Consider the following 26744-nt stretch of genomic DNA (forward strand, 5'->3'; position numbering starts at 1 on the left):
ATACTTTTCACGATATGGAAAAGAGATGGGCCCGATTGCCAAATCCGAGACACAGGGGGGCGTGCAATCCGTCACCCGGGCACTCGATCTGATGCGGGCGCTGGCGCGCGCGGAAGAGGGCCGCCGCGTCAGCGATCTGGCAAAGGAGACGGGGCTTGCGGTCTCCACGGCGCACCGGCTGCTGACCACGCTCGAGCTGTCGGGATTTGCGCAATTCGACAGTGCCACGATGCTCTGGCATGTCGGGCGCGAGGCCTTTGCCGTGGGCGCGACCTTCGGGCGCAGGCGCAATTTCGTGGCCCCCGCCCTGCCCTTCCTGCGCCGCCTGCGCGATGCCACCCGCGAGACCGCCAATCTGGGGATCCTCGAGGGTGACCGGCTGGTGACCGTCTCACAGGTGGAAAGCCGCGAGATCATGCGCGCCATCTCGCCGCCCGGCGGCACCGCGCCGGTCTTCTGCTCGGGGATGGGAAAGGCGATCGTGTCGACATGGGAGGAGGCCCAGATCCGCGCGCTGATCGGGCGCGTGGGCCTGCCGCGGATCACCGCCCGCAGCCTCGCCACCCCCGAGGCGGTGCTCGCGGATCTGGCGGCCTGCCGGCAGCGGGGCTATGCGGTGGATAACGAGGAACATATCACCGGTCTGCGCTGCGTGGCCTCTGTGGTATGGTCGGCGCAGGCCGAGCCCGTCTGCGCGATTTCCATCTCGGGGCTGGCCGCACGCCTGCCCGAGCAGGATCTGGACCAGATCGGCCAACTTGTCCGGCAGGCCGCACACCAGCTGACACAGGCTTTGGGCGGCACAGCCCCCGAGGCAGTGGTATAACATTTTCACATATCAACTAAATACATTGCTATTTGCATTATGATCGGATGCGCCCCCTGATAGGCCCAAGAACATTCAAGCAAGGCGCGCGACGTGGAAGACCTCGGAACATTCGATGTAGCTGTAATCGGCGGCGGGCTGGTGGGCACTGCCACAGCCCTCGGCATGGCCGATTTGGGCGCGAGCGTAGCCATTCTGGATGCAGGTGACATCAATTTCCGCGCATCGCGCGGCAATTTCGGGCTGGTCTGGGCCCAGAGCAAGGGCGCGAACAGCCGCGATTACGCCACATGGACACGCAGCGCTGTGACCGCATGGCCGTGGCTGCAGGACGAATTGCGCGCACTGACCGGCGTCGAAACCGATCTACAAAGCGGTATGGGGCTGCATCTTTGCCTGAGCGAAGAGGAATACCACGCCCGCGCCAAAATCATCGAAGGCGTTGCGGGCCATAATATTGCAGGCGATGATACCCGTATGATCGACCGCCAGCAGGTGGCCGAGATCATGCCTCAGATCGGCCCAAAAGTGTATGGTGCTTCGATTTCCTCGCTTGATGGCGCCTGCCAATCGCTTTCGCTTTATCGCGGCCTGAGCGAGGGGGCACAGGCCAAAGGCGCGAAACTCTTCCCCAATACGCCGGTCACGGCGATCCATCCGTTAGATGACGGCTATGAGGTCATCGCGGGCGTACGCAGGTTGCGCGCCACCAAGATCCTACTGGCGACGGGCGTGGCCAATAACGAACTGGCCGCCCCTTTCGGCTTTCCGCCCATGGTACGTCCGCAGCGTGGCCAGATCCTTGTGACCGAACGCGCCAAACCGATGCTGCCCTGTGTCACCTCATGGCTACGCCAGACCTCCGAAGGCACGATCCTGATCGGCGACACAAAGGAAGAGGTCGGACTGGATGACCGCTCGACCGCGCCCTCGATGATGCAGCTTGCCCGCCGTGCAACCGATGCCCTGCCCGAGATCGGCAAGCTACGTATCGTGCGCTCATGGGGGGCGCTACGGGTTTTGAGCTTTGACGGCCTTCCCGTCTATGACGAATCCCCCACCCATTCCGGCGTTTTCGTGGCTACCACCCATTCCGCTGTCACATTGGCCCCCGCCCATCGTGGACCTCTGGCGCAATGGATCCTGAACGGCCAGAAACCGCCCGAATTCGCGTCCTTCGGGGCGCAGCGTTTCAATAAATAAAAAAACAAAGACCCAACAGGAGAATGATATGAAAGGCAGCCTTACCCTTGCATCCGCATTGGCCCTTGCCACCTTTACAAGCGGTGCCTATGCCGCTGATGTGACGTTGAAATTTGGCGGTATCAATCCCCCTGATGCCCCAGTCACGAAAGCCTCGAAATGGTTCGCGGAAGAGGTCGACAAACGCACTGAAGGTCGCGTGCATGTCGATTTCTACGAGGGCTCGCAGCTGGGCTCTGGCCCGCAGCAGATCGAGGCGATGGCCGTGGGCGCACAGGACGGTTATATCTCCTCCGGCTCTAACGCCTCGAACCTCGTAAAAGAATATGGCGTTATCGACACGCCGTTCCTGTTCAAAAGTAAAGAACACTTCCTGAAGTTCATGGACTCGGACATTGCCAAGGGGCTGAACGAGAAATTGCAGGCGGAATATAACGTCCGCATTCTCGCAACCAATTGGTTCCGCGAGCCGCGTGTCTTCCTGACCAAAGATGCCTGCGTCACCGGCCCCGAAGATATTGCGGGCAAACGCTCGCGCGCGCCGAACCTGCCGATGTTTGTCGAAGGCTGGAAGGCCATCGGCACCGTGCCGGTCACCGTTTCTTATGGCGAAACCTATATGGCCCTGAAGCAGGGTCTAGCAGACATGACCGAAAGCGCTGGCGAGCAAGTCTACTCCTCGAAATTCTACGAAGTTCTTCCCTATGTAACCGATGCACAGATGATGTATCCGCAAAACTCGGTCTATATCGCCGAAAGCTCCTACGAACAGCTGTCGGATGAAGACAAGACGATTGTCACCAAAGCGGCCGAGGATGCGGGCGATTACTTTGTCAAACTGGTGCAGGAGGCGGATGCGCCTAATCGCCAGAAGATGAAGGATGCGGGTGTCACATTCTGCGAACTCTCCCCCGAGGCACGCGCAGCATTTCAGGAAAAAGTCTCCGTCGCGGTACCTGAATTCGAGGCCAATGGCCTGATCCCCAAAGGCTGGTGGGATAAGATCCAGGCGATGCAATAAGCCACAGATAACAGGCGGCGGGCGGATGCGCCCTCGCCTTCCCTTTGACCATTGAACGGGACCCGCTGTGACAACCCTTCTTACCCTGCTTCAGCGCGTCTTGCTGGTGCTGTGCTGCGCTCTGGTGGTCGTAATCATCGGCGCGCTCTCGGTGCAGATCGTCTCGCGCTACGTGTTCAACGCACCGGTGCATATGACCGATGATATCGCCGAAATCTCGCTGGTCTGGCTGACCTTCATGGGCGCAGCCATCGTCTATCGTGACAAAGGCCATATCGGCGTGGAAATCATCGCCAGTATGAAGAACGCCGCGATCCGCCGCGCCGTCCATATCAGTCAGCATGTGCTGGTGGTGGCCGTGATGGTGGAAGTGCTCTTCCACGTCCAGCACCTCTATCCGCTGATGTCGCGCCTTGAGGTGGGAACAGTGCCCAAAACCTTATGGACCACGAAATTCACCCTGATCCTGCTACCATTCGGCGTGGGCGCGGGCCTGACCATTCTTTTTGCGCTGGAAGGGATCTGGCGCGAGATCACGGGCAAAGCCCTGCCGGTGAAAGGAACTGCCGAATGACCACGATCATTTTCCTCATGCTTTTCTTCGGACTTCTGGGGCTGGGTCTTCCGGTGGCCTATACAATGCTGGTGACCTCGGCGGTCTATATGCTGATCGCGGGCCTGCCCGACCTGCAGCTGACATTGCGGGCCTCGGGCGGGGTCGAAAGCTTCTCGCTGCTAGCGATCCCGATGTTTCTTTTTGCCGGCAACCTGATGAACGGCCTGGGCGTTACCGAACGGATCTTCAACTTTGCGGGTGTTTTGGTGCGCCATGTAACAGGCGGCCTTGGCCATGTGAATGTGGTGGCCTCAATCCTCTTCGCGGGCATGTCCGGTTCGGCTGTCGCCGATGCCGGCGGGCTTGGCGCGGTCGAGATCAAGGCGATGGAGCAGAACGGCTATTCCACGCGCTTCTCGGCCGCGGTCACCGCCGCTTCCGCCACCATCGGGCCAATCATCCCGCCCTCGATTACGCTGGTGGTCTATGGGTTTCTGTCCGAGGAATCCGTCGGCAGGCTGTTTCTTGGTGGCGCGCTCCCCGGTCTTCTGGTTGGGCTGGCGCTGATGGGCATCGTTTATGTGCTCGTGAAGACCGGCCGTGAGAGCGCGCCGCGGCTGCCGCGGGCCTCGGCAGGCGAGGTGGGCACCGCCTTCCTCCGTGCCCTGCCCGCGCTGATGGCGCCTGTCATCTTGCTGGGCGGCATCCTTGCGGGAATATTCACACCGACCGAGGCCTCCGTGGTTGTGGTGATCTATATCCTGATTATCGGCTCCATTTCGCTGGGGTTTGATCTCAGGACCATCCTCAAGTCGCTGGAAGATACCGCGCGCACTACAGCTTCGACGCTGTTCATCATCGCGGTCTCGGCCGTCTTCGGTTGGATCATCTCGATCCAGCAGATCCCCGTTCAACTGGTTGATGCGATGCAGGGGATGTTTGTCTCGAAAGAGGCCGCCATTGCGTTGATCATCATCATCCTGCTGATCGTGGGGATGTTCATGGAGGTGCTGGCCGCATTGGTGCTTCTGACCCCCACCCTTCTCAATATCGCACATAGTTTCGAGATCGATACTGTGCATCTGGGCGTGATGGTTGTCGTGACCATGATGATCGGCACAATCACCCCGCCTGTGGGCCTTGTGCTCTATACGGTGATGAATGTCGCCAAGATCAGGATGGGCGAACTCGTGCGCTCGCTCCTGCCCTTCTATCTTGCGATGATCGTGGCCGCGATCCTGGTCGCTTTCATCCCGCAAATCACCCTCTTCCTGCCAGATCTCCTGATGCCTGTGGCGCAGAAGTAAGTAATATAAGGACGCACTCTCATGTATCGTATCGGCTTTGATGTCGGCGGAACCTTCACCGATTTCACCGCAATCGACACGGCCAGCGGCGCAGCCACCCATTTCAAGACCTCCTCGACACCGCATGACCCGTCGGAGGCTATCGAAACCGGGCTTCGCCATTTCGTCGAGGATCTGGGCATCCCCGCGACCGAGTTTGAGTTCGTGGGCCATGGCACGACGGTCGCCACCAATATGGTGATCGAGCGTCGCGGCGTGCCCACCGGCCTGATTACCACCAAAGGCGCGCGAGACGTGCTGGAGATCGGGCGCCAGACCCGCCCGCATCTGTTTGATTATTCGATTACCAAACCGGAGCCGCTGGTCGAGCGCTATGTGGCGCTCGAGGTTAGCGAGCGTCTGAATGCCGATGGCGAGGTGCTGATGCCGCTGGACGAGGCCGAGGTCATCGCCGCTGCCCGTGCGCTGCGCGCAGCGGGGGTTCAGGCAGTGGCAATCTGCTTCCTGCATTCTTATCGTAATCCCGCCCATGAACGCCGCGCGGCCGAACTGGTGCGCGCCGAACTGCCCGACGCCTATCTCTCGATCAGCTCCGACGTGTTGCCCGAGTTCCGCGAATTCGAGCGTTTCTCGACCACCGTGATCAATGCCTATGTCGGCCCGCGCATGGACCGCTATCTCGAACGGTTCATCTCCCGCCTAGAAGACGTCGGCTTCGAGACCGCACCCCGCACGATCCATTCCAACGGCGGGCTGATGTCTATCGACACGGTTCGCGCCTTCCCCGTGCGCACCTGCCTGTCGGGGCCTGCCGCTGGAGTGGTGGGGGCGGCCAAGGTCGCCATGGCCTCGGGCTTCCCCGATATCGTCACCTATGACGTAGGCGGCACATCGACCGATGTGTCGCTGGTGTGCGGAGGTCGTCCGGCATTTACCACCTCGCGACTGGTGGCCGATTATCCGGTGCGCTGCCCGATGCTGGATATCAATGTGATCGGCGCGGGTGGCGGCTCGATTGCCGCGCTGGATGATGCGGGCGCACTGAAGGTCGGCCCACGCTCGGCGGGCGCCTTCCCTGGCCCCGTGGCATATGGCAAGGGCGGCACGGAACCCACCACCACCGATGCCAATCTGGTATTGGGACGGCTGGATGCAGATACGCTTCTGTCAGGTCGTATGACCGTGGATAAGGACGCTTCCCGAGAGGCGATCGACCGGCTGATCGCCTCGCCTCTCGGGATCTCCGTCGAGGAGGCAGCGCTTGGCATCTTGCATATCGCCGTCGCGAATATGGGCCGTGCAATCCGCGCGGTCTCTACTGAAAAAGGCCATAGGCTGTCAGATTTCGCGCTGTTTTCCTATGGTGGTGCGGGACCGCTGCATTCCTCGGCTGTCGCCGTCGAGACCGGTATAAGACGGGTGATCGTGCCCGCCCAACCCGGCACGATGTGCGCCCGTGGGATCCTGCTGTCAGATGTAGGTTTCGACTTCGTGCGCACCGGCGTGCGCACTGCCTCAGAAACCGGCTGGGCCGAAATCGCCCGCGAATTCCTCGAGATGGAAGCAGACGGGCAGGACTGGCTAGCCAATGAGGGCATCCCCCCCGAAGCGCGTTCGATGGAATATGTGGTCGATGCGCGCTATGACGGGCAGAACCATGAGGTGCAGGTCGTACTGGCTGAAGGTGCCGAGTTCGCGCAATTCGTCGAAGGTTTCCTTGCCGCCCACCGGCAGGAATACGGTTATGATATCGACGGACGCGCCATTGAGATTGTGAACCTGCGCCTGTCGGTCACCGGTGCCTCTGCCGCCCGCCCCGAAAGCGACTATGCCGCCGAAGACGGCGATCCGGTGCTTGGCACCCGTCAGGTCTATTTCGGCGGCGGCTGGTTCGAAACCACGCTTTACGAGCGCGCGAAACTTCCCGTCGGCCAAAAATTCGCAGGCCCCGCCATCGTGCAGGAAATGTCCTCCACCACCATCGTCGAACCGGGCCAGACGCTGTATGTCGACCCCACCGGCACCATGATCATCGAGGTCTGAGCCATGACAGAACAAAACCGCCCCGCTCTTTCCGACCCCATCGCGATGGAGGTCTTCACCAACCGCCTACTGGCCGTGGCCGACGAGATTGCAACCTCGATGATCCGCGCCTCTTTCTCGTCCAATATCAAGGAGCGCAAGGATTGCTCGGTGGCGCTCTTCTCGGCCGACGGGCGGCTGATCGCGCAAGCCAGCCATATCCCGCTGCATCTGGGCTCGCTCATGGGGTCGGTGGGGGCCGTGCTCGAGGCCTATCCCGCCGAAACCATGGCCGAGGGGGATGTCTTCATCTGCAACGATCCCTATGTTGCTGGTGGCACCCATACGCCCGACATATCGGTAGTTACCCCTGTCTTTACCGGCGGGCGTCTACGTTATTTCACCGCCAATATCGGCCACCATTCCGATGTGGGTGGCACCGTGCCGGGCTCTATCCATGGTGGGGCGCGCTCGATTTTTGAGGAAGGTTTGCGTCTACCAGTCATGAAACTCTTCCGCGCGGGCGTTCTGGACGAGGATCTTCTGCGGCTGATCTCGCTCAATTCGCGCGCCTCTGAAGAACGCTGGCTTGACATCAAGGTGCAGGCCTCGGCCAATGAGCGCGGTGCGCGACTGATGCGGGAATTGGCCGACACGCTTGGCGCAGACAAGATTGATGCGCTAGTCGAGGATCTCTTCATCTATACCGCACAGCGCCTGCGCAACCGTATCATCGAGATGACCGATGGCAGTGCCAGCTTCCGCTCGAAGATCGAAGGCGACGGCGTGGACGAGACCGAAGTCCCGATCCAGGCCAATGTCACTGTGAAGGGCGACCGGCTGATCGTTGATTTCGAGGGCACCGGCCCGCAGGCCAAAGGTGGGCTGAATGTGGTGGCCTCAGCACTCAATGCCTCCGTATATTATGTGGTAAAGACCCTGCTTGATCCTTACCTTCTGCCCAATTCCGGTATGTTTGAGGGGGTCGAGATCTCGGCGCCCAAGGGCTGCCTTCTCAACCCCGTCGAGCCTGCGGCCACCGGCGCGCGTTCGATCACCTGCAACAAAGTGGTGCGCGCGCTTATCGGCGCCTTCTCGCAGCTTCTGCCCGAAGACCGCGCACAAGCCGCAGGGCAGGACATCGTGCCGGTCATGGTCTTTGCGGGCAAACGCCGTGGCCGTGAAGAGGGCTATGTCTATCTGGAGTCCATCGGCGGCGGTGCGGGCGCCCGCTATCAAGGCAACGGGATGGACGGGATCCATGTCCATGTGACGAATTCTTCGAACCTGCCGATCGAGCCTTTGGAGATCGAATATGATCTGGTGGTCGAGGAATATGCGCTGGTCGAGGACAGCACGGGCGCAGGCAAATACCGTGGAGGTATGGGCATCGCGCGTCAAATTTCGGCTCCCAATGGAGGGGTGATCTTTACCGCGCGCTCGGATGGGCACCGCGAAGGCGCACCGGGTGCTGCCGGTGGCACCGAGGGCCGCGTTGCACATCTGGTGCAAAATGCTGGCACCGATCGGGCCCGCGAACTTAGCCCGATGATCTCGGGGCTGCCGCTGGGCCCGAGCGAGACAATTCGTCTTGAAACGCCGGGGGGCGGGGGCTTCGGTGACCCTGCAGCCCGCGATCCGGCAGCCCTTGGCCGTGACCTGCGGGACCAGCGGATTTCCAAAGCCTATGCCGAGACGCTTTACGGAGCGGCTCTCGTTGCAAAGGCGCTTGGCCAACCCGCATAGTTTCCCACCCCTCACAAGGGCACAGGACCATCGCCTTTCGGGGCGGTGGTTTTTTATGCCCTTCATGAATGTCTGCGCAATATAGAAAATTGGCAGAGCCAAATCGCACGCGGGCACGGCACATACCGCTGTAAAAGCACATAAAAATTCCCCTTCCACAAGGAAAGGGGGACAACAGGGGACTTCGTGTAAAGTCTATTTGGCAGCGATGGTTGTCACTTCGACCAGCGTGCCTTTGGACAGTTCCGCGCCGCCGATATAGGCGCGCACGGGAAAGTTCTCGGCCGAGAGCCACTCTGTCCATGCCGCGTTGAACGCATCCTTTTCTCCGAATGCGGCCGAAAAAATGGTGACCTGCAGAAGCTTGTCTTTCGACGTTCCGGCCTGAGCCAGAAGGTCATCGAGCTTGGCAAAGATTTCTTCCGCCTGCCCTTTCATGTCCTTAGTTTTATCGCTTGCGACGAGACCGCCAATATAGACAGTATCGCCATGTTCAACGATGCGATGGTGGATCTTTCCGGGAATATGGCGCGTAATCATTGCTTCTTCTCCTTGAATTGTCGGGGGTAGTAAGACAGCCGCATTATGGGCTGTCGGGATTAATGGCGGCCAGCTCGGAAAGGCTGAGCGGCTTCAGCGGCGGACGGATGCGGAAATAGCCCGCCTGATCGGGCGCGATCCCGCGCTGGTTTACGATCATCTGTGTCACTGCCAGCCCACAGACACGGCCCTGACAGGGGCCCATGCCCACCCGAAGGAAGCTCTTGAGCTGGTTCGGACCAGGCGCATTGGCAGAAATCGCGGCACGCAAACGCCCTGCCGTGATCTCCTCACAGCGACAAATCAGCGTATCATCCTGCGGGACCAGTGCCTGCGCGGCAGGCGCGTAAAGCGTCTCAAGGAAGGGGCGTATACGGGCATCTCGCGCGAGGGCTGTCCGCAAGGGGACTGCATTGCCCGCGAACTTTCCAGCCGCACGGGCAATCCCGATGGCCGCAATCCTGCCCGACAGCACTGCCGAGGCCGCGCCAAAGATACCGCCGCCGTCGCCTGCCACATAGAGCCCCTTGCAGCTCGTCTCGCCCCAGTCATCCAGCACCGGACGGAAGCAGTGCTGCCCGGCATCCCAGAGGTGGTCACAACGCATCAGACGTGTGATCTGCGCATTGGGGATAACACCGTGGTGGAGCGCGGCACTGGTGGTCAAGATCCGCTGTCTGCGGCCCCCGCTGGTAAAGCTTACTGCCTCGAGCGCGTCTGCCCCTTCAAGGGTGATATCGCGCGCGTCCTTATGAATGGGCACACCCGCACGGGCCAGCACCCGTTTCATGGCAAGCCCCTTGCGCAGATAGCCCAAGGCACCAAGCGCGCGCGGCACATGCGGCAAGGCCTTGCGCCAGTTCTCTTTTGGCACGGTCTCGACAATAGCGCGCGGCGGTTGGCCCGCCGCCACCATCTGCGAGGCGATAAGGTAGAGAAGCGGTCCCGCGCCTACCAGAACCGCATCGGGCGCTACAACGCTTGAGGATTTCAGCAAGATCTGCAGCGCGCCTGCCGTCGTCACCCCGGGCAGGGTCCAGCCCGGCAACGGCATCGGACGCTCCAGCGCACCGGTCGCCACAAGAAGCCGCGTGGCATCGACAGTGTAGGAGCCTGCCGGCCCCGAGACAGAAAGCTTAAAGCCCGGCTCCAGCGCCTCGATATGCCAGACGGTGCTGGAGGGGCGATAGTCGCAGCCACAGCCCTTGAAAACGTCATATTGCACACGGCCCTTGGCGTAATCGGGGCCAAGGCTCCTCAGACGCTGGGACGTGGCCCGTGCGATATCGCGCCAGATTTGGCCGCCTGCGTCAGCCGCTTCGTCAAGAACGAGGACCGACAGCCCCAAGGCACACGCCTCAATGGCGGCGGCCATTCCGGCAGGCCCTGCACCGATGAAACACAGATCGATTGTGGTGGTCATTTTGCCGCCCCGTTCTGCACGGTTACGACCATGCCCTTGGTCGCCTTGACCATGCAGGATTGTCGGTTGGGTATGCCGTCAATGGTGACCAGACAATCGAAACAAGTGCCCATCCCGCAATACAGCGCTCGCGGCACACCGCTCTGCGGAGTGATGCGGAACACGCCCTCGCCCGCCGCTAGGAGGGCTACGGCCACGGTATCGCCCGCTTGGGCATCGATGGCGCGCCCCTCGAAGGTAAAGCGCACAGGATCGGCGAGCGGCGTCAGCCGTTTAAACATCGGAAAAGGCCCTTGAATAGCAGTGTTTAGCCTATTCTCCTTGCTTCGCTCGCCATAAATCAAATAATAATAATCTCCACCCTTATGCGGAAATATTATGGCCTACCTCTCCCAACGTGCCCTCGAAGCCTTCCAAATTGTCCTCGAATGCGGCTCCGTCTCGGGAGCGGCCGAAATCATGAATGTCTCGCAACCCGCCGTTAGCCGGTTGATCCGCGATCTTGAGGAGCGCACGGGCCTGCGGCTCTTCACCCGCTTCGGTGGCAAAATCGTGCCCACCCCCGAGGCCCATGAGCTGGCGATCGAGGTAAACCGCTCTTTCGTGGGACTTACCGCAATCGAGAAAAGCGCGCGCGATATTCGGCTGGGGCGGCGCTCGACCGTCTCGATTGCCGCGATGCCGGCACTGGCGCATTCGATCCTTGCCGATACGTTGGCCGATCTCCTGCCCCATCAGCCCGATTTCCGCGTGACATTGAACTCGATGCAGACCCACAATGTCATCAGGCAGGTCGCCAGCCGCCAGTGTCAGCTTGGATTTACCGCCCCTACCCGCCATGCCCACGACATCGATCTGATCCGTAATGTTCACCTGCCCTATGTCTGCCTGATGCCTGCAGGCCACCCCCTCGCCGCCTGCGACGTAATCCGGTTCGAGGATTTTGTTGGCCACGCGGTGATCGGATATCACGACACGACCGCCACCGGCGTGATGATGGAGCGCGCCTTCAGCCAGATGAATACTCCGCCCGAAGTGGTGGTGCGCTCACATCTGGCGACACTGGCCTCGCAGTTGGTGCTGCGCGGTCTGGGGGTCTCGGTGGCCGACCCCTGCACCGGACGGCTGCACGCGGCTGCGGGCGGGGTGACACGACCATTCGAGGCACGGACCAGCTTCGGCTTCTCTATCATTCGCCCGCGCGGCACGCTTCTGGGCCGCGATCTGGACGCGTTTCTGGACGCGTTCGACCGCCAGCTCGCAACCTATATGTCTACCACCTGAACGGAGACGGATACGCCTCTAGACTCAGGACCCATTGATTTCGGATGCATGGCATGATTCAGGCTTCGCAAGGAGACCTGAACGATGAGCGATCTTTAGTGGCTAAGCGACGCCCAGATGGAGCGTCTGAAACCGTTCTTTCCCAAGAGCCATGGGAAGCCCCGCGTCGATGACCGTCGTGTTCTGAGCGGCATAATCTTCATCAATCGCAACGGGTAGCACTGATGTGATGCGCCGAAGGAACATGGCCCGCCGAAGACCCTCTACAACCGGTGGAAGCGCTGGAGCGACAATGGCGTGTTCGCCAGGATCATGGTGGGCCTGGCCGCCAAGCGCGCCGATCACAAGACGATCATGATCGATACGACCTATCTCAAGGCACACCGCACGGCGTCGAGCCTGCGATGCGCTTTCGGGTATGTCGCATCAATCATCACCGTTCGAGTGTCGGCCTTCCCAGACGCCAGCCCTTCCATGATCCGAGCGAAGACACCCATCCGGCTCCACCAATTCCAACGATTGTAGAGTGTCTTGGGATGGCCGCATTCCTTGGGCGCGTCGCACCACCTCAACCCATTGCGATTAATGAAGATAATCCCAATCAACACGCGCCGATTCTCGACGCGAGGCCGCCCGCGGCTTTTCGGAAAATAGGGTCGAAGGCGCTCCATCTGCGTTTCAGTCAGCCAGAACAGATTACTCATGACATTCAACTCCGGATCAATCAAATCCAGACTCAACCGCAAAAGTTAATAGGTCCTGACCCTAGCCCCTCTATCATTATTAGGGATCTCGGCCCTATCCGGACATTCATCGGGCTGCTCTATCCGGCGGTGCAGTTCGCTGAACCCGCCATTGTGACACTATGCGGCACGACCCAGCTGCTCGACGTCAGCATTGCGGAGATATTGTTGATAAAGTCGACGTTCGAAGCGTTTTGCGTACGATCCTAAAAGATCGGATTGCCGGCTCCGCTCATGCGGGGGCTGGCCCGGGCACCAACTTGGCCAGTTTGCGGAGGTTCTGGGCGGTTGCGGCGAGTTGGAATTGCTCGGTTGCACCCTTGGGTCCGCGCAGACGCATCATGCGCAGGCCGATGTAACGCTTCAGATGGGCAAAGAGCATCTCGACCTTTCGCCTTTGCATGAACGAGGTCATGTAGGCGTCGGTTTTGCGAATTTCGCGAGCGATGTCTCGGGCCGCTTCGTGAACCGAGCGGAGCACTTTTCGGGCGGGTTGGGTCGGACAGCATTGCGCTTTTAACGGGCAAATGTCGCAATCCTGCTTGCGCGCGCGGTAGCGGATCAATCCGTCCTTGCTGACATTCGTGGTGCGCGGCGTAGAGAATTTCCGGCGGGACGTCTCGAGCGTATTTCCGGCAGGGCACGTATACCGATCGGTGGGCGTATCGTAGACAAAGTCGTCCCGCGAGAAGGTGCCGTCGGTGCGTTTCGATTTGTCCCAGACGGGGATGTGAGGGGCAATCTTGCGCTCCTCCACCAGCCAGCCCAACATTTCGGCCGATCCGTAGCCTGTATCGCCGACCAACTTTCCGGGTTTGATGCCAAAGCGTTGCTGAACGCGGTCGATCATGTCCCGTGCGGCGCGCGCCTCCGCTGGCCGTATCGGAGCTGTTGGCTCGACATCGACGATCACAGCATTATCCAAGTCCACCAGATAATTGGTAGAATAAGCGAAGTATGCGGCACCGCCGTCGGCTCCCGTCCAGCGGGCAGCCGGGTCTACTGGCGAGATGTACTTGGGAACGACTGCGGTTGCGGCGCCGAAAGCTGCATCGTCGAGTGTTTCAATATATTCGTTCACGGCTCGAGACAGCAGGTCTGGCGACAGGCCTTCCTTGCTGTCGACGCCTCGCGTCTGATTGGCATTCGCCGGGATCAAGCTGGCATCGACGCCGAAGCTGTGACCGCCGACCAAACCTTCATTGATGCATCGTTGCAGAACGGTCTCGAACAGATGCCGGAACAGCCCGCTCTCACGGAAACGCCCGTGCCGGTTCTTGGAAAATGTCGAATGATCCGGCACCGCGTCGGTCAGATCGAGCCGGCAAAACCAACGATATGCCAGATTAACATGAACCTCGTCGCAAAGCCGCCGCTCGGACTGAATGCCCATGCAATAGCCCAGCAGAAGCATGCGGATCATCAGCTCGGGATCGATCGAGGGGCGCCCGCCAGAACTGTAGAACGGTGCCAGCATTGGCCGTACATCCGAAAGGTCGAGGAACCGGTCGATACCCCGCACCGGGTGATCCAACGGCACGAAACTCTCAATAGAGAAATCGTAAAACAAAGCGCCCTGCGCAACTTGCCTTGGCCCCATCATTGCAATGCCCTCCACTCTCAGAACGAGTGAATCAAAGCCTCGGGCGTCAAGCAACGGACTTTTTCAACAATATCCGGACACAGCTGCTAATCGGTCCCGCTTGCAAACGAGGGTCTGGCGCTATTCGACGCCCCCGCTGAAAATTTTCTTGAATGGACCAGAAAGACTGCAGCCCATAAATAGGAAACGAATGATTCCTAAATAAGGTAACTCTATGGGCCCCACACCAGAAACACGCCCTCGTGGCAGACCTCGAGCCTTCGACGAAGACCGCTTCCTCGATGCATCAATCGCATTGTTCAGCGCTGCAGGCTTTGCCGGGGTCAGCATGTCCGATCTGAAGACGGCGTCCGGGCTGACGACCGGCAGCATTTACAAAGCCTATAACGGCAAGGAGGGCGTCTTCGCCTCCGCGCTGGCCCGCTACATCGCCCTGCGCGAAGCCGAAATCGACGCACGCCTGAGTGCCGAGTCAGATGCACGGCAGAAGGTTGCCGCCCTGCTACGGATCTTTGCCGCGTTGAGCCAGGGCCGGGATGGGCGTCTAGGCTGCATGGTCGTTTCCGGAGTGGCTGATCTGGACCTTGTCGGCGATGCAGCGACGATACTGCGCAATCAGCTGGCGACGCGACGGGACCGGCTGGAGCAGCTGATAAACGAGGGGCACAGCGACGGCTCGATTTCAAAAGAAGTCGACCCTGCCACGACCGCCGCCTTGCTGCTTGCCATGCAACAGGGTATGCGCATCTTGGGAAAGGTCGAGCTCATGGAAATGGACAGCGGGACCCTTGTCGCTGGCGCGCTCCGGCTTCTCGGGCAAGCCTGATGCCGTTTCTCATCCTCTCTGCCCTGCTGGCAGGTGCCATGCTACCACTGCAGGGCGCCTTCAATGCCAAGCTCGCGCGCTCTGGGATCGGCCTTCTGGGCGGCCGGCATCTCTGCGCTACTCTCGGCTTTCCTGTTGTTCGGGGCAGGCATTTACCTGACACGCGGATTGCCCCGAACGGTTGACCTCGTTGCGCTGCCACTCTGGGCCTGGGCGGGCGGGATCTGTGGCGTCATCACGCTGGCGGGGATAGCCTTTGCGACGCCGCGCCTTGGTGCCGCTGGCATGGTCGCGCTCGTGATCACCGGGCAAGTCGTGTTTTCGCTTCTGCTTGACCGCCTTGGAATGTTCGACATGCCGCAACATCCGCTGACCCTTCAACGATTTCTGGCCGCCGGCATGTTGCTCGGTGGTGCGGTTCTCATTCGATAGGACTTCCCATGACATCGATAACACTTTCCCCCGCTCCCGAAGGCTTTGCGCAACGTTTCAAGCCTGTCGATGGGCTGCGCTTCCACTACGTCGATGATGGCCGCAAAGATGCGCCCGCATTTGGTCTTGCCCCACTGAAGTGGTCCACTTTTAGGGATAGTTTATCCCGTATGATGGAGGACTACTTAGATGGCAGGCAAACGCGAGAAGCCGGAAGATATCGTCATGAAGCTGCGTCAGGTTGAGGTCTCGCAGGATCAAGGCGCGAAGCTGGCGGATGCCGTGCGTCAGATTGGTGTGAGCCAACAAACCTATTATCGCTGGCGGCGTGAGTTTGGCGGTATGAACCGCGATCAGCTCAAGCGGCTGAAGGAGCTCGAGAAAGAGAATACGCGGCTCAGACGGGCCGTGTCGGATCTGACGCTCGACAAGCTGATCCTGACGGAAGCGGCTCGGGGAAACTTCTAAGCCCTTCGCGTCGCCGACAGTGCATTGACCATGTCCGGCAGGAACTTGGCGTTTCCGAACGCCGTGCTTGGTCTGGCCCTTGGGCAGCACCGCTCAACCCAGCGCAAGATCCCGGTTAGTCGTCAAGATGAAGCTTTGCTGACGGCTGACATCATTGAACTGGCAAGGCAATACGGACGGTATGGCTATCGCCAGATCACTGGCTTGTTGGTTCAAGCGGGATGGTGCGTGAACCATAAACGGGTCGAGCGAATTTGGCGACGCGAGGGCTTAAAGTCCCGCAAAAGCAGAAGAAACGAGGGCGGCTCTGGCTAGCGGATGGCTCCTGCGTGCGGCTGCGGGCCGAGCGGCCGAACCATGTGTGGTCCTATGATTTTGTCCAGGACCGGACAGCGGACGGGCGGGCTTACCGCATGCTCAATATCGTCGATGAGTACACCTAGGGCAGGTGCTGGTGATCCGCGTCAAACGCAAGCTGAACTCGGTCGATGTCATCGACGCACTGACTGATCTGTTCATCCTTCGCGGTCCGCCCGGGTTTATCAGGTCAGATAACGGCCCCGAATTCATCGCGACCAAGCTGCGCAACTGGATCGACGCGGTCGGGACTAAAACGGCCTATATCGAACCGGGGTCACCCTGGGAGAACGGCGACGTGGAGAGCTTCAATGCTAGGCTTCGTGACGAATTACTGGATGGGGAGGTGTTTTATTCGGCTCAAGAGAAGCTCAGATCCTGATCGAACGCTGGCGCCAGCATTACAACACGGTGCGTCCGCATAGCTCTTTGGGATATCGCCCACCAGCACCAGAAAGCATCGTGCCAGTAGACCAAAGCCCCACGATGCACTAACTTTTAAACTGGACCACTCAAGTGGGGCAGACCAAGGGGATTACCCCTATGGGTTTGCAAGACCATTCGCAAACGGATAGATCTGTTCGTAAGTTTTCAAAACGTGGAAATATGATGAAGCCCGAGGGAACTGCCAAATCTGTCACACGCCCTCGACGCACGCAGGCCGAGCGCTCGCAGGAAACACGTGCAAAAGTTTGTGATGCAGTCCTGCAGGCACTCGCCGAGCTTGGCTATGAGCAGATTTCAACGCCGCTGATTGCAAAGCGGGCATCAGTATCACGTGGCGCCCTGACACATCAGTTCCCCACGCGGAATGATATGCTCGTTGCAGCATTCGAAACACTGGTGAACAGTTGGCGCACAGGGTACCCTTTCGGCCTGGACCCCGAGTGCACCCAGCTAAGCGTCGACGAGCTTATCGATGCGCTATGGGAGAATATCTTTGCAGACGGGCGGTACATAGCCGCGATGGAGCTGATGCTGGCCGCACGACAGGATAATGAACTAGGCCATGTGCTGCGTGACATACTGGTCAGTTGGATCCGCAAACGCGATCGTATCACCGTGCAGCTTGTCGGTGGCGATGTCGAAGATACGGAAGCCGATCTGCATGTTCAGTTACATCTTTCGGTTCTGCGGGGCATTGCTATGCACCAGAGTTTCGATTCCGATCCAGACACCGCAAGCAAACTGATCACGCTATGGAAGCAGATCATCCGCAAGGCTTCATCGGCTTGAATAGCATTTACGAGCAGAATTGCCCGTAAAATAATCAGTATATAAACTAATTTTTACAGATGGTTACGGGATAAATTGTCAATCAGGCATTTATCCTACGCATTTTCACATGCCAGGGCTTGATTTACGAACAGAGCTGACTGCATGATGCAGACAGAGATGTTTGTAAGTTATAATATCTACGACACGAAGGAATGCCCGCCTAACGGGCCGCAACAGGGACGAACCATGACCTATAGAACGCTTCTTGGAACGACACTGGCAGCTGCACTCGCCGCGGCACCCGCGCTTGCCACGAACTGGGATCTGTCGAGCGAATATCCCGCAGGTTCGCTGCAAGGGCAGACCGCCGATTTCTTTGCCAAGGCCGTTGCCGAAAAGACCAATGGTGCGCTGGAAATCACCGTGCATCACGGCGCAGCCCTGGGCTACAAGAGCGTCGATAACTTCGATGCGGTAGGCGACGGCGCATTGCAGGCGGCCTCTTCGGCCTTCGTATTCTGGACCGGCATCGATCCGATCTTCCAGCTATCCTCCCTACCCTTCCTTGCGCCCACTTCCGACGATGTGCATGCGCTTTATGAACTGGCCAAACCCGAATACGAGAAGGTTCTGGAAGATAATAACCAGATGCTGCTGCTGGCGACCCCCTGGCCGTCCTCGGGCCTGTGGGGCAATAAGGCCTTTACATCGATCGATGACCTCAAGGGCGTGAAGGTCCGGACCTATGATGTTGCCTCCACCGAGACCATGAAAAGCGCAGGTGCCTTCCCGATCCAGATCTCCTGGGCGGATGTGCCGGCGCAGCTGTCGACCAATGCGATTGACGCGGTGCTGACCTCGCCCAATGGCGGCGTAGGTGTGCAAATGTGGGAATTGCAGTCCAATTTCACCAATGTGAATTATGCCTCCTCGCTTCAGGCGATTCATGTGAATATGGATGCGTTCATGGACCTGAGTGAAGAAGCACAAGCCGAAGTCCGTGAGGCCGCCAAAGAGGCCGAAGACTACGGCTGGGGCCTTCTCGCCGATGCGACTGCCAAGGATTTCGAGACCATGCGCAGCCATGGCATGACGGTGACCGACACGATCTCGCCCGAGTTCTCTGCCGCGCTCACCGAAGCGGCCCAGCCCTTCATCGACCAGTGGGTCAAAGATACCGGCACCCGTGCCACCACGATTATGGACGCCTATAAAGCCCGCTAAGCGCTTTGGCCTCCATTGCAGATCCCGCGCCCTCCCCCTCGTGCGGGATCTGCCCGAATTTTTCCCCCGACTGGCGCGGGGCTCTTCCCCGCGCCTCTTTTATGACCGGAGCCGCCATGCAGCGTTTCTATTCCGCCATCTATAGTATCAGCCGTCTGGCCGCCATCATCGCTGCCTGCGCACTGGTCTATATGGTTGGCCATATCGCCTACGAGATCGTGCTGCGCAGCTTCTTCGAGACCTCGACCTTCGTTCTGGATGAATTCGTAGGCTACGCCGTGATGATCTGTGTGATCTGGTCGCTGGGCTATGTTCTGGAACAGGGCGATCTGATCCGCGTGGGTCTGGTGACCAACCGTTTACCCGAACGTGTGCAAGAGCTGATGACCGCCGTCTCCGCGCTAATAACCTCTGCCGCAACCGCGGGGCTTGCATGGATGTTCTGGATCCGCGTGGCGCGTGCCTATAAACGCGGCACGGTGTCGTCTTCGGTGGCGGCTGTGCCTATGTGGATCCCCGAGTCCGCGATGATGGTGGGGCTGGCCCTCTTTGCGCTGGCAGCTCTCTCCTATGGGCTGCGCCATATCACCCGCCACCCTTCGCCCGCGCCGCAAGTGCCTCTGGCCACCCCTGTCGAGTAAGCTCCCATGGATACCCTTCTCACCGCCACCATTACACTTGTCTTCCTGCTGGCTTTTCTGGGCTTTGGCGCATGGGTCTTTGTCAGCCTTGCGCTGGTGGCCACGAGTGCTCTCTATTTCCTGCACGGGATGGATCTGTCGCGGATCGGCTCGATCGCGGCGGGCATCATCTACCGCTATTCCTCCAGCTGGGAACTCTCAGCCATTCCGATGTTCATCTGGATGGGCGAGATCATCTTCCGAACCGATATCTCGACCCGCCTGTTCCGCGGGCTGGCGCCTTTTGTCGATTATGTTCCGGGGCGTCTGCTGCATACCAATGTGTTGGGCTGCACGCTGTTTGCCGCTGTGTCAGGGTCATCGCCTGCCACCACCGCCACCGTGGGCCGGATCACCACCCGAGAGCTGGGAGCGCGCGGCTATGATGACCGCATGTCGCTGGGCTCACTGGCAGGCGCCGGAAGCCTTGGCCTTCTGATACCGCCATCAATCGTGATGATCGTCTATGGCATTCTGGCCGAGCAGTCGATCTCGCGGCTTTTTGCGGCGGGCGTCCTGCCGGGGCTGATGATCACCGCTCTCTATTCGAGCTACATCATGCTCCGCGCCAAGATGAATCCTGCTCTCGTGCCGCTCACCCGCGAGAAACGCCGGCCGGTAGACTTCCTGCGCGCTCTTTGGGATCTGACGCCGCTGGTGGCGCTTATGACCATCGTGCTGGGGTCGATCTATAGCGGGATCGCCACGCCCTCCGAGGCGGCCGCCGTAGGCGTCATTGCCGCGATCTTCCTGACCGCGATCACCGGACAGCTATCGCTGCGCTTGCTACGCGAAACCCTCATGGGTGGCCTACGGACCTCTACCATGGTCTGCTCGATCCTGATCACTGCGGCCTTCATGTCCACCGCCATCGGCTATCTGCATATCCCCGCCGATGTAGCCGCAGGTATCGCAGCCCTCAAGCTGCCGCCATGGGGCCTCTTGGTGGTGCTGTCGTTGTTCTACCTTGGTCTCGGGTTCTTCCTTGATGGTACCTCCATCGTGGTGATGAGCCTGCCGATCTCGCTGCCCTTGGCGCTACAGGCGGGATTTGATCCGATCTGGTTTGGCGTCTACCTCGTCTTGATGGTCGAAATGGCACAGGTCACCCCGCCCGTAGGATTCAACCTTTTCGTGCTGCAGGGCATCTCGGGCCGGTCTATCGGCTATGTCGCCCGCGCCGCTTTCCCATTCTTCGTTCTGATGCTTGTGGGTGTCGCGCTTCTGGCCGTGTTCCCGCAGATCGCGCTCTGGCTACCGAACTTCTTCTACGGATAAACAATGACTTCCCAGATTGACCTTTCTCCCCTCATCCGCGCGAGCGCGCAGATGGGCCAGCCCTTCACACTCTATCGCGCAGTGCAAGAGATGTGCGAGACGCGCTTCGGCTTCCGCTTTCTGACGGTGCTGAAAAACCTCCCCGGCACGGGCAATGTGATGCGGATGCATTCGTCAGAGGCGGACTACCCGACCGGAACCCTCAAACCCATGGGACTGACCGAATGGGGCAAGATCGTGCTGGAGGGCGGGCAGCCATGGCTGGGCAATTCGGAAGAAGATGTCCGCTGGGCCTTCCCCGATGCCGAGCTGATCCTGTCGAAAGGCTGTGAAGCCTGCGCCTGCGCGCCCGTCATCTGGGCGGGGCGCTGTGTGGGCGTTCTGTCACTGAATGCACCGCGCGACACCTATTCGCCCGAAGATATGGACGACATGACCCTGATCGCACAGTGCCTTGCGCCCGCGCTGATCTGACATCCCGAAAGGACAGACTATGACGACCCTTCTGATCAAGAACGCCCGTATCGTTGACGGCACCCAGACCGCCCCCACCGACCCTATGCAGATCGCCATCGAGGATGGCCGCATCAAAGAAGTTGCCTCAGAGGTCAGCTTCACCGCCGCCGAAGAACTGGACCTGAACGGGCTGACCGTGATGCCCGGTTTGATCGACTGCCACGTCCATACCATCGCTTCGACGGCCAATCTTGGACTGAATGCCTCGCTGCCGTCTTCGCTTGTGGCGGCACGGGCTTCGACGCTGATGAAGAATATGATCATGCGCGGTTTTACCACCGTGCGCGATCTGGGGGGGGCTGATCGTGGCCTGCAACAGGCTGTGGAAGAAGGTCATTTCACCGCACCCCGCCTTGTGATCTGTGGCAAGGCGCTCAGCCAGACCGGTGGTCATACCGATTACCGCGGCCCCTATGACAACCGCGATGTCAGCTGGTATGCGCAAGCGCTTGGTACGCTTGGTCGGATCTGCGACGGCAAGCCGGAACTGCTGCGTGCGGCCCGCGAAGAGCTGAAGAATGGCGCGCAATTCCTGAAGGTCATGGCCGATGGCGGCGTCTCCTCGCCGTCTGATCCGGTGGGCTATCTGGTGTTCTCGGTCGAGGAACTCAAGGCTTTGGTCGAGGTAGCAAATGGCTTTGGCACCTATGTCGCAGCCCACCTCTACGACGACAAGGCCATCATCCGCGCGCTTGATTGCGGCATCACCTGTATTGAACATGGCAATCTGATTGGCGACGAGACCATCAAGCGTGTCGCCCGCGAAGGGGCGGTCGTCGTGCCCACCAATATCACCTATGACCTTCTGGCCCGCAAAGGGGCAGAGTTCGGCCTACCGCCCGAGTCTGTGGCCAAAGTGGCCGATGTACGCGAGGCGGGGCTGGAACGTGTGGTCAAACTGCATGAGGCGGGCGTGACCATGGGATATGGCTCGGACCTCTTGGGCGGTATGCAAACCGAGCAATCTGGCGAATTCCCGCTGCGCGGGCGCTACATCCCGGCAGATGCGGTGATCCGCTCGGCCACGGTGGATGCGGCCAAAGTGCTGCGCATGGAAGGCGAGGTTGGCGTCATTGCCGCCGGAGCCCATGCGGACATCATTGCTGTGGATGGCAATCCGCTTCAGAACCTCGATCTGCTGACCGAACAGGGTGCGCATATGCCTCTGATCATGCAGGGCGGTCGCGCCATCAAAAAAGCCGCATCGCTTTAAGAAAACGCGGGCGGCCCGAACCGCCCGCATGTTCCAACATCGGAGATCCCTCATGAAAAAATTCCTGACCACCACGCTTCTGGCTGGCCTGCTAGCAAGCCCCGTCATGGCGAAAGACTTCATCGCCAATACCTTCTATGACGCGCAGCACCCGCTGGCGAAATACGGCTATACCGAATGGGCCGAAATCGTGAAGGATCTGTCCAAAGGCGACCTGAACCCGCAAGCCTTTACCGGAACCGTGCTGCTGGCACCGCGCGCCTCTCTGCAGGGGATCCGCGATAACGTCGTACAGGTGGGCCACCATGCTGCAATCTATACGCCTTCCGATCTTCCGGTCGCCAATGCCGTGCAGGAACTGGGCTTCAACTACTCCGATCCGGTGGCGGCCATCTTCGCCGTGGCGGATTTCTCGATGCATGACGCGACCCAGCTTGCAGAGTGGAAAAAGCAGGGGATCGTCTATCTCGGGGCCTATGCTACCCCGCCCTATATCCTGATGTGTGCCAAACCCGTGCGTAATTTGGCCGAACTCAAGGGTAAGCGTATCCGCGTGGCGGGATCGGCCGTGTCGCAATGGGTCGAGGAAGCAGGCGGTGTGCCGGTCAATGTGCCCTCCTCCGAGATGTATACCGGGCTTGAACGCGGCACGCTGGATTGCGCAACCAATGCGGCCAACGATCTTGTAGACCGCTCGCTGATGGAAGTCGCCAAATACACCACATTGTTGCCGACCGGCATGTATTGGTCCGGCCCGAACTGGGGTTATAACCCTGAGTTCTGGGCAGGCCTTACGGCAGATGAGCGTAAGGTGCTGATGGAGGCCTCGGCGCGGTCGATGGCGCGGACAATCATCAATTACAAGGCACAGGCCGAAGCAGCGCTCGTCACAGCCAAAGAGAAAGGCGTGGAAGTATACGAACCCGAAGCCGATCTGAAGGCCTCGGTCGAAGATTTCCGTAAGAAGACCCTCGAAGAGGTCTACGACAAGGCACAAGACACCTACGGTCTGACGAATGGCAAAGAGGTCATCGACGACTTCCGTGCCACGATGGACAAATGGACCGCGCTTCTGGCCGATGTCGACACCACCGATGAGGATGCGCTGACCGATCTGGCCATGAAGACCATCTATGGCGATCTCGACCCCGCAACCTATGGCGTAAAGTAACCCGCGTGGGCGGGGCTTCCCCCGCCCCCGTCTCTAGGAGGTGCCGAAGATGCATGCCCTGATCCGCTGGCTCAACCGAGCCGTCATGTCCCTTGCCTGCCTGTTCATGGTCATCATGATGGCACATATCACCATCGATGTGGGGCTACGCTATTTCTTCGGCGGTCGATTGATCGGGACGCTTGAGGTGGTGTCCTATTACTACATGGTGGTCATCGTTTTCCTCTGCCTGGGCTTTGTCGAGCTGCGCGGTGAACATATCCGCGTGGATCTGTTCGCGCAGATGATGCCCAAGGGCGTACAGCTTGCGCTTTATGTACTGGCCTGTGTGCTGGGGCTCTGGTTCTTCGGCCTGCTGTTCTGGCAATCGGCGAAGGATGCGATCGGCGCCACGACCCGCGCCGAAGAAGCGATGAGCAATTTCACCTTCTACATCTGGCCCGCCCGCTGGGCGCTACCGATAGGCTTTGCCGCAATCTGGCTGGCCGTGCTGTCAAACCTTTTCAAATCCATCGCCCAGAAGCGCGCGCTGTAACGAGGCCCCCTATGAGCAATCTTGATATCGGTATTATCGGGACCGTCGTCGCGCTGGTTCTTATCGCGGTGCGCGTACCCATCGGCCTTGCGCTTGGGCTGGTCTCCATTGTGGGCATCTCGCAGATGTTCAACATGAATGTAGCTTGGGGCATGATCTCGGCAACGCCATTCGACTACGTCGGCCAGTGGGAACTTTCTGCCGCGCCCATGTTCCTGCTCATGGGCTTCATCTGTTCCTCGACCGATATGACGCGCGGGCTGTTCATGTCGCTCAGGCTCTATCTGTCGCGACTGCCCGGTGGTCTGGCGATCACCTCGGTAGGGGCTTGTGCGTTCTTTGCTGCGGCATCGGGTTCGTCAGTTGCCACCGCCTCGGCAATGTCGCGTATGGCCGTGCCGGAGATGCTGAAACAGGGCTATGACCGCGGACTTGCCACCGGTACGATTGCGGCCTCGGGGACGCTGGGGTCGCTGATCCCGCCCTCGGTGCTGCTGATCCTTTACGGCGTCTATGCACAGGTCTCGGTGGGACAACTGTTCATGGCGGGCTTCATCCCCGGCATCCTTTCGGCGCTGGTCTATATGGCGATGATCATCACCCGCGTGAAACTGAACCCCGCGCTTGCAGGTATTGCGCCGCCGCCGCCCACAAATGAGGAACGCCGCGAGGCGCTGCGTGATGTCTGGCCGCTTCCCACGCTGATCCTGCTGGTGCTCGGCGGCATCTTCTCCGGCGCATTCTCTCCTACCGAAGCGGGTGCCCTTGGTGCCTTCTTCGCCGCGATCATCGGGGCCGTGCGCCGCAAGCTGACATGGAAAGCGACCGTCGAGGCCGTGACCCAAGCAGTGATCTCTACCGGATCGATCTTTATCATCCTGATCGGATCGCTGTTCTTCACGCGTTTCCTTGCGCTTTCGGGCCTGCCCACGGCGTTTTCCAACGCAATCCTTTCGGTATCCGACCAGACGTGGTGGATCCTGTTGGCAGTGGCGGTGATCTATCTGGTGCTGGGGATGCTTATCGACTCGATCGGGCTGTTGCTGCTTACACTGCCCATTCTGGTGCCTCTGGTGCAGACCACGGGGATCGACGCAATCTGGTTCGGTATCATCGTGGTAAAGCTGCTGGAAATCGGGCTGGTAACGCCGCCTATCGGGCTGAATGTCTATATGATCAACGGGGCACTCAATAATCAGGTGACTCTGCCCGAGATTTTCAAGGGCGTATGGTGGTTCATCATGATGGATATCTGCACGCTCATACTGCTCATCCTCTTCCCCGCCCTTAGCCTCTGGCTACCTTCTCTGGCTTACTGAAAGTGACGACGATGACTGACAGACCAACAATGATGCTCACCGGCGGCTCGCGCGGAATTGGTGCCGATATCGCGCGCGCCGCCCAAGCCGCAGGTTGGCATATCTGCCTTGGGCTGCGTAATCCGACAGCCATTCCTGAGGGGCTTTCCTCCGACCATCTCGACAGTTTCGTCTATGACGCAACCGACCGCGCGGCAGAAGCAGAATGGGCCCAAGCCGTCATCGAACGGCATGGCCGCATTGATGCAATTGTCGCGAGTGCAGGTCTTTTCACGGCCGAAAACATCGTCGAGGCCTCCGAGGAAGAGGTCGATCTTCTGCTTGAGGTCAATCTGCGGGCGCCACGCCGCCTCGCTATGGCCGCATGGCCAGCGCTGCAACGCTCGGGACGCGGGCGTGTGGTGATCCTCGGCTCGCTTTCGGGGAAAAGGGTCGCATCAGCGGGATCCGGACTCTACTCGGTCAGCAAATTCGCGGCGGTCGGGCTGGCCCATGCCCTCCGTTATGAAGGCTGGGATGCTGGTATCCGTGCCACCGCTATCTGCCCTGGGCTTGTCGCGACAGATATGGGCGAAACCGCCGCCAAGGGAGCACGCCCCACCGCCGAAATGACCCAACCCGAGGAAGTAGCGCACCTTGTGATGGAGGCCATCGGTCTTTCCAATACCGCTTCGGTGCCCGAAATCCATATCAATTGCCGGACAGACGGAATCTTCTAGCAGTTTTTGTCTGCGGTCATGCAACCTAGGGTGGCTTAGTCTAGCGCCGCTGGTCTTTTCCCGCTGAATTGGTCCATCTTTTGGGATAGCTTAGCCCATATGATGGCGAACGACTTAGTGAGGTGGTCCCCATTTTTTGGACAGTTTTTCGGCGGCGCTAAGCTTGCCTGTTGATCATGCTGCCGCCTTCAGATCGAGACCTTGATGAGCCGCGAAGCGTGTTCTGCCACCGAGTGTCGAATGGGGGCGCTTGGTGTTGTAGAAGGTCATCCACTTCCCGATACCGTGCCGGGCTGCGGTGCCGGTTTCAAACGCGTTGAGATAGACGCATCCGTATTTCAGCGACCGCCAGAGCCGTTCGATCATCACGTTATCCATCCACCGGCCTCGCCCGTCCATCGATATCTTCACAGTGGCGTCTGACAGGATCTTCGTGAAGCGCGGGCTTGTGAACTGACTGCCCTAGTCTGTGTTGAATATCTCAGGTTTTCCATGCCGTTGCATGGCCTGTTTG

At 59.7% G+C, this 26744-nt stretch carries 24 protein-coding genes and 4 pseudogenes; 22 read left to right on the forward strand and 6 right to left on the reverse strand.

All coding sequences use genetic code 11. From position 1 onward, the window contains the following. Positions 1 to 25: 25 nt before the first annotated feature. The 7 genes from WDB91_RS16635 (at position 26) to WDB91_RS16665 (ending at position 8681) form a co-directional block, all read left to right on the forward strand. Positions 26 to 826 (forward strand): IclR family transcriptional regulator, encoded by an 801-nt coding sequence (locus tag WDB91_RS16635; RefSeq protein WP_339114733.1) that lies wholly within the window; start codon positions 26 to 28, stop codon positions 824 to 826. A 93-nt stretch (positions 827 to 919) separates the two neighbouring features. Further along, a complete protein-coding gene (locus WDB91_RS16640) occupies positions 920 to 2029 on the forward strand; it encodes an FAD-dependent oxidoreductase (RefSeq protein WP_339114734.1) in 1110 nt (369 codons plus the stop codon). A 28-nt stretch (positions 2030 to 2057) separates the two neighbouring features. Further along, a complete protein-coding gene (locus WDB91_RS16645) occupies positions 2058 to 3050 on the forward strand; it encodes a TRAP transporter substrate-binding protein (RefSeq protein WP_339114735.1) in 993 nt (330 codons plus the stop codon). Between the two features lie 67 nt (positions 3051 to 3117). Beyond that, positions 3118 to 3624 carry a TRAP transporter small permease subunit gene (locus tag WDB91_RS16650; protein ID WP_339114736.1) on the forward strand — a complete coding sequence of 169 codons (507 nt, stop codon included), beginning with the start codon at positions 3118 to 3120 and terminating at the stop codon, positions 3622 to 3624. After that, positions 3621 to 4913: a TRAP transporter large permease gene (locus WDB91_RS16655; RefSeq protein WP_339114737.1), complete on the forward strand. Its 1293-nt coding sequence runs from the start codon at positions 3621 to 3623 to the stop codon at positions 4911 to 4913. The genes WDB91_RS16650 and WDB91_RS16655 overlap by 4 nt, the downstream gene beginning before the upstream one ends. Positions 4914 to 4934: 21 nt before the next feature. Beyond that, entirely contained in the window at positions 4935 to 6956 is a 2022-nt protein-coding gene (locus tag WDB91_RS16660) for a hydantoinase/oxoprolinase family protein (protein WP_339114738.1), read from the forward strand. Positions 6957 to 6959: 3 nt separating this feature from the next. Then, the gene (locus WDB91_RS16665) at positions 6960 to 8681 is read left to right on the forward strand and encodes a hydantoinase B/oxoprolinase family protein (RefSeq protein WP_339114739.1); all 1722 of its coding nucleotides are present in this window, start codon (positions 6960 to 6962) and stop codon (positions 8679 to 8681) included. A gap of 195 nt (positions 8682 to 8876) precedes the next feature. Here WDB91_RS16665 and WDB91_RS16670 read toward each other — a convergent pair whose 3' ends face one another. The 3 genes from WDB91_RS16670 to WDB91_RS16680 are packed head-to-tail and all read right to left on the reverse strand — an operon-like array spanning position 8877 to position 10925. Beyond that, positions 8877 to 9221 (reverse strand): RidA family protein, encoded by a 345-nt coding sequence (locus WDB91_RS16670; RefSeq protein ID WP_339114740.1) that lies wholly within the window; start codon positions 9219 to 9221, stop codon positions 8877 to 8879. 43 nt (positions 9222 to 9264) lie between these two features. Then, a complete protein-coding gene (locus WDB91_RS16675; protein ID WP_339114741.1) occupies positions 9265 to 10644 on the reverse strand; it encodes an NAD(P)/FAD-dependent oxidoreductase in 1380 nt (459 codons plus the stop codon). Next, positions 10641 to 10925: a (2Fe-2S)-binding protein gene (locus WDB91_RS16680; protein ID WP_339114742.1), complete on the reverse strand. Its 285-nt coding sequence runs from the start codon at positions 10923 to 10925 to the stop codon at positions 10641 to 10643. The genes WDB91_RS16675 and WDB91_RS16680 overlap by 4 nt, the downstream gene beginning before the upstream one ends. A gap of 97 nt (positions 10926 to 11022) precedes the next feature. On the opposite strand from WDB91_RS16680, the gene WDB91_RS16685 reads away from it, so the two are divergent. Both WDB91_RS16685 and WDB91_RS16690 read left to right on the forward strand, forming a co-directional pair. Beyond that, positions 11023 to 11928 (forward strand): LysR substrate-binding domain-containing protein, encoded by a 906-nt coding sequence (locus WDB91_RS16685; protein ID WP_339114743.1) that lies wholly within the window; start codon positions 11023 to 11025, stop codon positions 11926 to 11928. Between the two features lie 117 nt (positions 11929 to 12045). Beyond that, positions 12046 to 12333 (forward strand): annotated as a pseudogene (locus tag WDB91_RS16690) (transposase); the annotation flags it as partial. On the opposite strand, the pseudogene WDB91_RS16695 reads toward WDB91_RS16690, so the two are convergent. Together WDB91_RS16695 and WDB91_RS16700 are read right to left on the reverse strand one after the other, a co-directional pair. Then, positions 12312 to 12632, reverse strand: a pseudogene (locus WDB91_RS16695) (transposase); the annotation flags it as partial. The pseudogenes WDB91_RS16690 and WDB91_RS16695 overlap by 22 nt on opposite strands. Positions 12633 to 12903: 271 nt before the next feature. Then, complete coding sequence (locus WDB91_RS16700; protein WP_339112261.1) at positions 12904 to 14274, reverse strand: IS1182 family transposase; 1371 nt, start codon at positions 14272 to 14274, stop codon at positions 12904 to 12906. A 214-nt stretch (positions 14275 to 14488) separates the two neighbouring features. On the opposite strand from WDB91_RS16700, the gene WDB91_RS16705 reads away from it, so the two are divergent. The 13 genes and pseudogenes from WDB91_RS16705 (at position 14489) to WDB91_RS16765 (ending at position 26230) form a co-directional block, all read left to right on the forward strand. Further along, on the forward strand, positions 14489 to 15100 hold the full coding sequence (locus tag WDB91_RS16705; RefSeq protein WP_339114744.1) for a TetR/AcrR family transcriptional regulator: 612 nt from the start codon (positions 14489 to 14491) through the stop codon (positions 15098 to 15100). A gap of 63 nt (positions 15101 to 15163) precedes the next feature. Beyond that, positions 15164 to 15532 carry a DMT family transporter gene (locus WDB91_RS16710; protein WP_339114745.1) on the forward strand — a complete coding sequence of 123 codons (369 nt, stop codon included), beginning with the start codon at positions 15164 to 15166 and terminating at the stop codon, positions 15530 to 15532. Positions 15533 to 15721: 189 nt separating this feature from the next. Then, positions 15722 to 16852: pseudogene (locus WDB91_RS16715) on the forward strand (IS3 family transposase). Positions 16853 to 16900: 48 nt separating this feature from the next. Next, on the forward strand, positions 16901 to 17593 hold the full coding sequence (locus WDB91_RS16720) for a TetR/AcrR family transcriptional regulator (RefSeq protein ID WP_339114746.1): 693 nt from the start codon (positions 16901 to 16903) through the stop codon (positions 17591 to 17593). Between the two features lie 228 nt (positions 17594 to 17821). Beyond that, complete coding sequence (locus WDB91_RS16725) at positions 17822 to 18799, forward strand: TRAP transporter substrate-binding protein (protein ID WP_339114747.1); 978 nt, start codon at positions 17822 to 17824, stop codon at positions 18797 to 18799. Positions 18800 to 18915: 116 nt separating this feature from the next. After that, positions 18916 to 19440, forward strand: coding sequence for a TRAP transporter small permease (locus WDB91_RS16730; RefSeq protein ID WP_339114748.1), 525 nt, complete (start codon positions 18916 to 18918; stop codon positions 19438 to 19440). 6 nt (positions 19441 to 19446) lie between these two features. Then, on the forward strand, positions 19447 to 20757 hold the full coding sequence (locus WDB91_RS16735; RefSeq protein ID WP_339114749.1) for a TRAP transporter large permease subunit: 1311 nt from the start codon (positions 19447 to 19449) through the stop codon (positions 20755 to 20757). Between the two features lie 3 nt (positions 20758 to 20760). Then, positions 20761 to 21231 carry a GAF domain-containing protein gene (locus WDB91_RS16740; protein WP_339114750.1) on the forward strand — a complete coding sequence of 157 codons (471 nt, stop codon included), beginning with the start codon at positions 20761 to 20763 and terminating at the stop codon, positions 21229 to 21231. Positions 21232 to 21250: 19 nt separating this feature from the next. After that, positions 21251 to 22486: an amidohydrolase family protein gene (locus WDB91_RS16745; RefSeq protein WP_339114751.1), complete on the forward strand. Its 1236-nt coding sequence runs from the start codon at positions 21251 to 21253 to the stop codon at positions 22484 to 22486. A gap of 52 nt (positions 22487 to 22538) precedes the next feature. Then, positions 22539 to 23657 carry a C4-dicarboxylate TRAP transporter substrate-binding protein gene (locus WDB91_RS16750; protein ID WP_339114752.1) on the forward strand — a complete coding sequence of 373 codons (1119 nt, stop codon included), beginning with the start codon at positions 22539 to 22541 and terminating at the stop codon, positions 23655 to 23657. Between the two features lie 49 nt (positions 23658 to 23706). Beyond that, the gene (locus WDB91_RS16755; RefSeq protein ID WP_339114753.1) at positions 23707 to 24192 is read left to right on the forward strand and encodes a TRAP transporter small permease subunit; all 486 of its coding nucleotides are present in this window, start codon (positions 23707 to 23709) and stop codon (positions 24190 to 24192) included. An 11-nt stretch (positions 24193 to 24203) separates the two neighbouring features. Then, complete coding sequence (locus WDB91_RS16760) at positions 24204 to 25511, forward strand: TRAP transporter large permease (RefSeq protein ID WP_339114754.1); 1308 nt, start codon at positions 24204 to 24206, stop codon at positions 25509 to 25511. Positions 25512 to 25522: 11 nt separating this feature from the next. Further along, on the forward strand, positions 25523 to 26230 hold the full coding sequence (locus WDB91_RS16765) for an SDR family NAD(P)-dependent oxidoreductase (protein ID WP_339114755.1): 708 nt from the start codon (positions 25523 to 25525) through the stop codon (positions 26228 to 26230). A gap of 174 nt (positions 26231 to 26404) precedes the next feature. On the opposite strand, the pseudogene WDB91_RS16770 reads toward WDB91_RS16765, so the two are convergent. After that, positions 26405 to 26743: pseudogene (locus tag WDB91_RS16770) on the reverse strand (integrase core domain-containing protein); the annotation flags it as partial. Between the last annotated feature and the right edge of the window lies 1 nt (position 26744).

It is taken from the genome of Thioclava sp. GXIMD2076, from assembly GCF_037949795.1.
Classification (GTDB): Bacteria; Pseudomonadota; Alphaproteobacteria; order Rhodobacterales; family Rhodobacteraceae; genus Thioclava; species Thioclava kandeliae.

Excerpts from the sequence above, each read along its gene's own strand:
- WDB91_RS16675 (WP_339114741.1), bottom strand. The coding sequence starts at position 10,644 with ATGACCACCACAATCGATCTGTGTTTCATCGGTGCAGGGCCTGCCGGA.
- WDB91_RS16735 (WP_339114749.1), top strand. The coding sequence starts at position 19,447 with ATGGATACCCTTCTCACCGCCACCATTACACTTGTCTTCCTGCTGGCT.
- WDB91_RS16730 (WP_339114748.1), top strand. The coding sequence starts at position 18,916 with ATGCAGCGTTTCTATTCCGCCATCTATAGTATCAGCCGTCTGGCCGCC.
- WDB91_RS16750 (WP_339114752.1), top strand. The coding sequence starts at position 22,539 with ATGAAAAAATTCCTGACCACCACGCTTCTGGCTGGCCTGCTAGCAAGC.
- WDB91_RS16710 (WP_339114745.1), top strand. The coding sequence starts at position 15,164 with ATGCCAAGCTCGCGCGCTCTGGGATCGGCCTTCTGGGCGGCCGGCATC.
- WDB91_RS16725 (WP_339114747.1), top strand. The coding sequence starts at position 17,822 with ATGACCTATAGAACGCTTCTTGGAACGACACTGGCAGCTGCACTCGCC.
- WDB91_RS16700 (WP_339112261.1), bottom strand. The coding sequence starts at position 14,274 with ATGATGGGGCCAAGGCAAGTTGCGCAGGGCGCTTTGTTTTACGATTTC.
- WDB91_RS16705 (WP_339114744.1), top strand. The coding sequence starts at position 14,489 with ATGGGCCCCACACCAGAAACACGCCCTCGTGGCAGACCTCGAGCCTTC.
- WDB91_RS16680 (WP_339114742.1), bottom strand. The coding sequence starts at position 10,925 with ATGTTTAAACGGCTGACGCCGCTCGCCGATCCTGTGCGCTTTACCTTC.
- WDB91_RS16720 (WP_339114746.1), top strand. The coding sequence starts at position 16,901 with ATGGGTTTGCAAGACCATTCGCAAACGGATAGATCTGTTCGTAAGTTT.
- WDB91_RS16655 (WP_339114737.1), top strand. The coding sequence starts at position 3,621 with ATGACCACGATCATTTTCCTCATGCTTTTCTTCGGACTTCTGGGGCTG.
- WDB91_RS16765 (WP_339114755.1), top strand. The coding sequence starts at position 25,523 with ATGACTGACAGACCAACAATGATGCTCACCGGCGGCTCGCGCGGAATT.
- WDB91_RS16740 (WP_339114750.1), top strand. The coding sequence starts at position 20,761 with ATGACTTCCCAGATTGACCTTTCTCCCCTCATCCGCGCGAGCGCGCAG.
- WDB91_RS16745 (WP_339114751.1), top strand. The coding sequence starts at position 21,251 with ATGACGACCCTTCTGATCAAGAACGCCCGTATCGTTGACGGCACCCAG.
- WDB91_RS16645 (WP_339114735.1), top strand. The coding sequence starts at position 2,058 with ATGAAAGGCAGCCTTACCCTTGCATCCGCATTGGCCCTTGCCACCTTT.
- WDB91_RS16670 (WP_339114740.1), bottom strand. The coding sequence starts at position 9,221 with ATGATTACGCGCCATATTCCCGGAAAGATCCACCATCGCATCGTTGAA.
- WDB91_RS16635 (WP_339114733.1), top strand. The coding sequence starts at position 26 with ATGGGCCCGATTGCCAAATCCGAGACACAGGGGGGCGTGCAATCCGTC.
- WDB91_RS16660 (WP_339114738.1), top strand. The coding sequence starts at position 4,935 with ATGTATCGTATCGGCTTTGATGTCGGCGGAACCTTCACCGATTTCACC.
- WDB91_RS16665 (WP_339114739.1), top strand. The coding sequence starts at position 6,960 with ATGACAGAACAAAACCGCCCCGCTCTTTCCGACCCCATCGCGATGGAG.
- WDB91_RS16685 (WP_339114743.1), top strand. The coding sequence starts at position 11,023 with ATGGCCTACCTCTCCCAACGTGCCCTCGAAGCCTTCCAAATTGTCCTC.
- WDB91_RS16755 (WP_339114753.1), top strand. The coding sequence starts at position 23,707 with ATGCATGCCCTGATCCGCTGGCTCAACCGAGCCGTCATGTCCCTTGCC.
- WDB91_RS16760 (WP_339114754.1), top strand. The coding sequence starts at position 24,204 with ATGAGCAATCTTGATATCGGTATTATCGGGACCGTCGTCGCGCTGGTT.